This window comes from Methylorubrum podarium, from assembly GCF_022179745.1.
Lineage (GTDB): Bacteria > Pseudomonadota > Alphaproteobacteria > Rhizobiales > Beijerinckiaceae > Methylobacterium > Methylobacterium podarium.
In genome coordinates this window covers 1-6656 of the sequence record NZ_BPRD01000376.1, presented here as the reverse complement: position 1 = coordinate 6656, position 6656 = coordinate 1, and the positions used below count along the sequence as shown (strand labels likewise).

7 protein-coding genes and 1 pseudogene are annotated in these 6656 nt (G+C 68.6%); 4 read left to right on the top strand and 4 right to left on the bottom strand.

Annotated elements, in window-relative coordinates; genetic code table 11:
* From MFF42_RS18210 to MFF42_RS18185, 4 genes and pseudogenes are all read left to right on the top strand, one after another.
* On the top strand, positions 1-232 hold a 232-nt coding region (locus MFF42_RS18210; protein ID WP_238257009.1), incomplete at its 5' end, for a hypothetical protein.
* 696 nt (positions 233-928) lie between these two features.
* Complete coding sequence (locus MFF42_RS18205; protein ID WP_003596971.1) at positions 929-2293, top strand: efflux RND transporter periplasmic adaptor subunit; 1365 nt, start codon at positions 929-931, stop codon at positions 2291-2293.
* Between the two features lie 12 nt (positions 2294-2305).
* Positions 2306-3224: pseudogene (locus tag MFF42_RS26595) on the top strand (efflux RND transporter permease subunit).
* A 90-nt stretch (positions 3225-3314) separates the two neighbouring features.
* A complete protein-coding gene (locus MFF42_RS18185) occupies positions 3315-3638 on the top strand; it encodes a YnfA family protein (RefSeq protein ID WP_003596966.1) in 324 nt (107 codons plus the stop codon).
* A 98-nt stretch (positions 3639-3736) separates the two neighbouring features.
* Here MFF42_RS18185 and MFF42_RS18180 read toward each other — a convergent pair whose 3' ends face one another.
* From MFF42_RS18180 to MFF42_RS18165, 4 genes are all read right to left on the bottom strand, one after another.
* Positions 3737-4489, bottom strand: a complete 753-nt coding sequence (locus MFF42_RS18180) for a cytochrome c biogenesis CcdA family protein (protein WP_238257008.1) — start codon at positions 4487-4489, stop codon at positions 3737-3739.
* A 36-nt stretch (positions 4490-4525) separates the two neighbouring features.
* The gene (locus tag MFF42_RS18175) at positions 4526-5593 is read right to left on the bottom strand and encodes a L,D-transpeptidase family protein (RefSeq protein ID WP_017484336.1); all 1068 of its coding nucleotides are present in this window, start codon (positions 5591-5593) and stop codon (positions 4526-4528) included.
* 88 nt (positions 5594-5681) lie between these two features.
* Positions 5682-6194, bottom strand: a complete 513-nt coding sequence (gene lspA / locus MFF42_RS18170) for a signal peptidase II (RefSeq protein WP_012455883.1) — start codon at positions 6192-6194, stop codon at positions 5682-5684.
* Positions 6194-6656 (bottom strand): HAD-IC family P-type ATPase (locus tag MFF42_RS18165; protein ID WP_238257007.1); only part of this gene is annotated, 463 nt, incomplete at its 5' end. The genes MFF42_RS18165 and lspA, both read right to left, overlap by 1 nt.

The following is a 6656-nucleotide window of genomic DNA, read 5'->3' as shown; positions in this document are numbered from 1 at the left end:
AGGCGATGATCGCGAGGATCACCACCGCCGTCAGGCGCATGATTTGCCGGTCGAGGCTCATGAGGTCTGGCTTACACCGATTTCGGTGGCGGGACCATGTCCGCATGTGAAACGAAAATGGGGGGATGAAGGTTTGGTTGCCGCTGCGGCATTTCAAGCTGCCGCGAGCAGCGGCTCAGCCGGATCCGCGGCCACGGACACGAGATCGGCCCGCAAATTGATCCCGACTTGAGCGCACGGCTCGATGGCTTGGATGGTGCAGGTGATGGGCTTGGTGCAGCCGCCGCATCCGATCTTGTAACGGAACAGGACGCGCTTTCTTTGATGACGTGCCGCGGGTAGTGGGGCTTCCCGATTTGGGAGGGTCGGGGCGTGATGGTTGTTCTTGTGCGAACAAACCAAAATCGCGCATAAGAACCTCGATGGGTGTCGGCGGTTGGCATAGGCGTTGTGCCGTGTTGCAGGAGTGGTGCGCATTCGGTGCCCGCGCGCTCTTGCTTGCCCTGGCCATGTTCATCGTTTCGACCGTTGCGGGCTCCGGCGACGATCTTGCTGATCATGGCGGCCGCTACCAAAACGCAATCGGTGTGGGGACGCTAGTCACGCCCATGCCCACCGAGGCCGGCAATCCGGGTTTGGCCTGCCGCCTCCTTTGTGGCTGCCATCAGGTGGCCCCTCTCCAAGTCTCCTCCCACGTCACGCCGTCGACGGAGTTCGCCGGCCTGGGCTTTTCCTGGGTGGCCGAGGTTCCGACCTCCGTCACTCCCGACCGACTGGCGAGACCGCCCCGCGCGTAAGGTGACGCCGCGCTCCCAAGAGCGCGTTCGCCCGGCCCACATCTCGGCGCCGGTTCGTCCATCACCTGATCCAACGGGAACGACCGTGACCGCCCAAGCAGGCCGTCCGGCGTCCTTGTCGAGCGGCCCCCATGCGCCTCCTCCTGTTCGCGGTCCTCCTGGCCACCGGCATCGCCATAGGCGCAGCCGTCCCCGCCGTCGCCCGCTTCGTCAGGGACAATCTGGCCGCCGCCGGGCTGCCGAAAGACCTGTTCACCATCACCGTGCCACCCATCACCGCCAACCACGAACCCTCGAAGGCTGGGACGCCGCCCGACGGAGATGACGACGTCAAGAAGCCGGGAACCCCCAAGGCCACGAACGGCCACGAGATCGGGAAGCACGGGTACGAGCCGGGCGAGGAGCACCCCGAGAAGGGCGCAATCCGGATGGGACCCGAGGAGGTGGCGGCGCTCAACATCTCGGTCGTGAAAGTCGAGGGCGGCACGCTCGCCCGGCACCTCCTGGTACCCGGCGCCATCACCCCCGACACCGACCGGATCGCGCGCGTCCCGGCCCGGGTCGTGGGTACCGTCACGGAGATGCGCAAGCGCCTCGGCGACCGGGTTGCCAAGGACGAGATCGTCGCCGTCCTCGAAAGCCGTGACGTCGCCGACGCCAAGAGCGAGTACCTCATCGCCTCGGTACGCGCCGAGCTGGAGAAGACCAACTTCGACCGGCAGCAGGCGCTCTGGGACAAGCGCATCTCGTCGGAGCAGGTCTACCTGCGGACCAGGGCAACCTACACGGAAGCCACCTTGCGCGTCGACCTCGCCAGCCAGAAGCTGTCCGCCCTCGGGCTGAGCGCGACCGATGTCGCAGCCGCACAGAAACGAGAAGGTGCCACCCTGAACCAATCCACCCTGCGCCGGTACGAGCTCCGCTCGTCGCTCGCCGGCCGGGTCGTCGAGCGCAAGGTCGAGGTCGGGACGACGGTCGGCGGCAAGGGCGACCCCGCCGACATCTACACCGTCGCCGACCTCTCGACCGTATGGATCGAGCTGTCGGTGCCGACACACGAGCTCGCCATGGTTCGGGAGGGCGCACCCGTAGCTGTCACCCATGCCCATGAGGCCGGCGGCCGCCATGCCGACGGCAAGGTCGTCTTCGTCAGCCCGTTCTTGAACCCGGACACCCGCTCGGCGCGGGTCATCGTCGCCCTGCCGAACCCTGACCTTGCATGGCGCCCCGGCGCCTTCGTCACTGCCGGGGTGGAGATCGCGAACGACGCGGTCGAGGTGCACGTCCCGAAGGCCGCCCTGCAGACGGTCGGGGGCGAGCGCGTCGTTTTCGTGCGCACTGAGGAGGGCTTCGAGAAGCGGGAGGTCGAGCTCGGACGCTCGGACGACGATTCCTACGAGGTCGTCTCCGGACTGAAGTCGGGCGCCACCATCGCGGTTGCCAACTCCTTCATCCTCAAGGCCGAGCTCCGCAAATCCGAAGCGGGCGACGACTGAGGGCGACCGGACCTGATCTCCCGTATCCTCGCCTTCCCCGTTCGACAGGGCTGGCTCGACTTCGTGCCCGATATCAACAGCAACCAGGTGCTGTTCAACACCGTCGCGCCCACGCTCTCGCCCTTCGATATCGAGAAGCAGGTGACCTGACCGGTCGAGACCACGCTCGCCGGCATCAAGGGTTCGGAATACATCCGTTTGCGTTCGCGTAACGACTTCTCCCAGGTCACGGCGGTCTTCGCCGACGAGGTCAAGGTCTACTTCGCCCGCCGCCAGTTGGTGGAGCGCCTAGGCGAGGCGCGCGAGGGGCGGCCGTCCGAATTCCAGCCTCATATGGGGCCGATCATGACCGGCCTCGACGAGATATTCATGTGGACCGTGCGCTACACGGCGCCCGACGCGTGGAAGGCGTCGTGTTTAGGCGAACCGGGCTGGCAATCGGACGACAGATACCTGACACCTGAGGGACTGGGGCTGAGGACGGAGCTGGAGAAGGCCGCCTACCTGCGGACCTTCCAGGAATGGATCGTCCGGCCGCAGATCAAGACCGTGCCGGGCGTGGCCAGGGTCGAGGGCAAGATGTTCGAGCCGATGGCGCCGACCGTCATCATCGCGCTCGTTGCCGCCTTCGTCCTGTCGCTGACCTTCGTGCCGGCGCTGATCGCCATCCTGAAGGACGCCATGACCGCGCTTGTTGCCCTCGCTCGGGTTCGTCCCGGTGACGCTGGCGGCGGGGACCGGCACGGAGGTCCAGAAGCCGCTCGCGACCGTGTTCATCCGCGGCTTGATCAGCGCCACCATGCTGACCCTGGTCGTACTTCCGGCCCTCTATGCGCGCTTCGGCGGCGCCCGCGCCACGGCGCCGGTCAGCCATGACGAGGACGACGGTGGCGCCGCTCTGTTCCGGCAGGTCGCCGAACAGTATCCGTGAGCACCACGCGAACCAGCGGCAGTCCTATCAGGATCGCGGACCTCGCATTGCAAGCTTGACAGACTTCAAGAGCAACGAGACCACTCAGAAATGACGACCTTCCTCGCCTATGCGGGCGCGGCCCTCGCCGAAATCGTTGGATGCTTCGCGTTCTGGGCCTGGCTGCGCCTGGACAGATCACCCCTCTGGTTGCTCCCCGGCATGGCATCGCTTGCGCTCTTCGCCTACCTGCTTACCTTAGTCGAGAGCGAGGCGGCAGGCAGGGCTTATGCGGCCTACGGAGGCATCTACATCGTGGCGGCCATCCTCTGGCTATGGGGTGCGGAAGGCTACCGTCCGGACCGATGGGACGTTACGGGCGGTGCGATCTGCCTCGTCGGCATGACGGTGATCCTGTTCGGCCCACGCCCCTGAGGCCCTCGCGGCGATGCGCGCGGCTTACCCAGGATAGTGCCGAATCTTGTTCTTCAACAAGGGTCGGCTCACGCTCGTGGCAGCCTGCAGTCGCATGCTCAACAGCACGCCTGCGGAGGACCATGCCTCAAACCGATCCGCCCAAGCACGGGGAAGGCCTCCACGAGGAGGGAAGCCACGGCGCTCATGCGGTCGGTCACCATCAGCAGCCCCATCGCCACCATCACGCCCCCGCCGACGAGCTGAAGCGCACGACCGAACCAGCGTAGGGTCCGAAGGCGCGCGACGAAGCCTGACAGGAAAAGGGCCGCCGCCACGAACGGCACGCCAAGCCCGAGCGAGTAGACGGTGAGCAGGGCGACGCCCTTGCCCGCGGCCGAGGAGGCCGTGACTGCCAGGATGGCACCGAGGACGGGACCGATGCATGGGGTCCATCCGAAGGCGAAGGCCGTTCCGAGGAGATAGGCGGCGACGGGCCCCTGACCCGGCGGATCGCCGTGCCAGCGCAGCTCACGCTGCAGCCAGGCGGGCCGCAGCAGACCGGCCGTGAACAGGCCGAACAGGATCACCAGCAAGCCCGAGGCGAGGTTCAGCGCCTCGCGATGGGCGAGCAGGGCGAAGCCGAGCGCGCTCGCCCCCGCGCCGAACGCGACGAAGACGGTCGTGAACCCGAGCACGAAGCAAAGGCTCAGGCCGAGCGTGCGCAGGCTGTCGCGCTCGCCGGCGGCCGACTGCCCCGCGACGTACGACACGTAGCCCGGAACGAGGGGCAGCACGCAGGGCGATAGGAACGACACGGCGCCGGCCGCGAAGGCCGCCAGGAAGCCCACGCTTGAGGCGTCGATGGCCATCGGTTCAGCCCCGGCGGAATGATGGACGCAGGATCGTCACTCCTGACCGGCCCCGGCCGCGGCGAAGATCTTGAGAAGGCGTTGGCGCTCCGCCTCGGTCCCGCCGGGCCCCGCCGGCTTGAGCGCCGCCGCACCCCGGACCGGCTCCCGCTTGCCGGCGAGAGCAACCGGGCCCGCGGCCGGCACGGCGACCTCACGCGGCCCTGCGGCCAGAGCCTCGGGGCGGCTCACCTCGCCGAGACCGCCTCCGGCCGCGACCATGGTCTCTCGGAACGACCGGTGCTGGCCGCCGTCCTCGTACACCAGCCGGACGGCGGGCGTCCCGCTCGCCACGAGGGCGGCGACCTGCCGCTCGTCATCCGCCTGCCTCCGCGCGACCGCGCCAGCGGTGGCCTCGTCGCCGGCATCGAACACGTATCGGCCATCGGCGACGCCGACGCCCTGCTCGGCCCCCGTGACCTCGAACCGGTCGGACCCCTCCTTGAGGTTCCTCCAGAACGCGATGTTCGGGTCCTGGCGATGCCGGGCCAAGTTCTCCGGCGTCATGCGGAACGGGTAGGACTGGAACTGGACGGCGCGCTGGCCGCCCGCGAAGGCCTCCCGCACCACGGCATAGAGTTCCGAGATCACCTCGTCCGTCATCGCGAAGCAGCCCCGCGACGAGCACGAGCCGTGCACCATCAGGTGCGCGCCGGTGCGTCCCAGGGAGCGGTCGTACTCGTTCGGGTACCCGAGATTGAACGAGAGATAGAGGCTCGAATTCGGGTTCATGGACGCGGGCGTCACCGCGTAGAAGCCCTCCGGCGCCTGCCGGTCCCCCTCCCGGGTCTTGGGCCCCAGCTGACCCGACCAGCGGCACATCGCGTAGGTCTTCAGGAGGGCGTACTTGCCGTCCGTGCCGCGCTTCCAGAGCTCGATCTCGGACTCCTTCTTGTAGGCCCGCATCAGGATCGGATCCGCCGGCGAGACACCCTTGGCCGACATCAGGGCCAGGGTCGCCGGCGGGATCGGCGCGAGGTGGCGCGTCGAGGCCGCGTACTGGCCGTCCTGGCAGGCGGACAGCGCCAGGAGGAGGGCCAGACCGAGCGTTGTCGTCTTCAGCATGTCGGCCTCGCCGAGGTCGGCCTCCGAGCCTGGGCTCGAAGGGTTGATGACAGGTTGCCGTGGCTGCGGTTCGGCGGAAGCGGGCCGCTTACGGGATCGGATCCCCGGCGCTGCGATGCCTCCGCCGCAGGGGAAGTCCGTCGAGGAGCAGCAGCACCACGCCTGTCGAGATCCAGACGTCCGCCAAATTGAAGGTGAACCAGCGGATGCCGCCGGTGTGCAGGTCGAGGTAGTCCGTGACGACGCCGTCCATGAGCCGGTCGACGAAGTTGCCGGCGGCCCCGCCCGCTATCGCGGCGAGCCCGAGGCGTTCGAGCCCGCCGCCCGCGGCCAGGGCCCAGCCGGCCACGAGGCAGGTGAGCGTGCCCTGGATGGCGAGGAGCAGTGCCAGGGAGGACGGGTCGTGCGCCGGGAACAGGCTGAAGCTGATGCCGTAGTTGAATGACAGGCTCAGGTCGACGAAGGGCAGTGCGCCCCTGACGGCGCCTTCCTCCAGCCACGCCTCGGCCACCGCCTTGGCGACGAGGTCTATGGCCGCGGCGGCCCCCGCCACCCCGGCCACGGTCGCCGCCCGGCCGGCCCACCCTGACAGGGAGATCATCAGGCCCTCAGGAGACGGAGCGCGTTGGCCGTCACCAGGACGGTCGCGCCGGTGTCGGCCAGGATGGCCGGCCAGAGGCCGGTGATGCCGGCGATGGTCGTCATTAGGAACACGGCCTTCAGGCCGAGGGCGATCGCGACGTTCTGGCGGATATTGCCCAGGGTCGCCCGAGAGAGGGAGACCAGCGCCGCCACGTCGCCCACCCGGTCGTTCAGCACCGCCGCGTCCGCCGTTTCCAGGGCCGCGTCGGTGCCGCCGCCCATCGCGATGCCGACGCTGGCGGCGGCGAGCGCCGGCGCGTCGTTAATGCCGTCGCCGACCATCGCCACCGGAGCCGCCGCCTTCAGGGCCGCGATCTCGGCGAGCTTGTCCTGGGGCAGGAGCTCGGCCTTCACGTCGAGGCCGAGCTCGGACGCGACCGCCCCGCCCGTGCGGCGGTTGTCGCCGGTCAGCATCACGCTG